The sequence below is a fragment of the Streptomyces capoamus genome, from assembly GCF_014654935.1.
GTDB classification, from domain to species: domain Bacteria; phylum Actinomycetota; class Actinomycetes; order Streptomycetales; family Streptomycetaceae; genus Streptomyces; species Streptomyces capoamus.
In genome coordinates, this window is the sequence record NZ_BNBF01000002.1 from 229,597 (window position 1) to 230,135 (window position 539).

Consider the following 539-nt stretch of genomic DNA (forward strand, 5'->3'; position numbering starts at 1 on the left):
GGACAGCAGCGGGATGTTGACCCGCACGTTCTTGGAGACGTACGAGGCGGTGTCGATCTCGTCGGGTGCCATGTCCGACGGGCCCGGCAGCAGCAGCACGTCGTCGTAGGTCAGCCCGAGTGTCGCGAATTTACCGGGCACTCCGTCGACGTTGGCAGTCATGACACCTTCCCCAAATGGCCTTGATCGGTGCGGATGTCCATGCTAACGGGAAGCGTCGCTAGCAAATTCCACGGTACGGGGTCGCTTCAGGCTTCGTATGTTCGTACGGAACCGGCGGCGTACCTGTTCAGCGCGGGAGTAAGGAGGCTGTCCGCAAGGGGGATCACTGTTCGGCGAGCGCTCTGAGGCGGCTCAGCGCCCGGTGCTGGGCCACGCGGACCGCGCCGGGTGACATTCCCAACATCTGCCCGGTCTCCTCCGCGGTCAAGCCGACGGCGATGCGCAGCAGGAGCAGCTCGCGCTGGTTCTCCGGGAGGTTGGCCAGCAGTTTCTTGGCCCACTCGGCGTCGCTGCTGAGCAGGGCGCGTTCCTCGGGG

At 65.5% G+C, this 539-nt stretch carries 2 protein-coding genes; both read right to left on the reverse strand.

Going from position 1 to position 539, the window contains the following annotated elements:
- A partial coding sequence (locus IE312_RS38725; protein WP_229899143.1) for an IMP dehydrogenase occupies positions 1 to 162 on the reverse strand: 162 nt, incomplete at its 3' end.
- A gap of 163 nt (positions 163 to 325) precedes the next feature.
- On the reverse strand, positions 326 to 539 hold a 214-nt coding region (locus IE312_RS38730), incomplete at its 5' end, for a sigma factor-like helix-turn-helix DNA-binding protein (protein ID WP_268254282.1).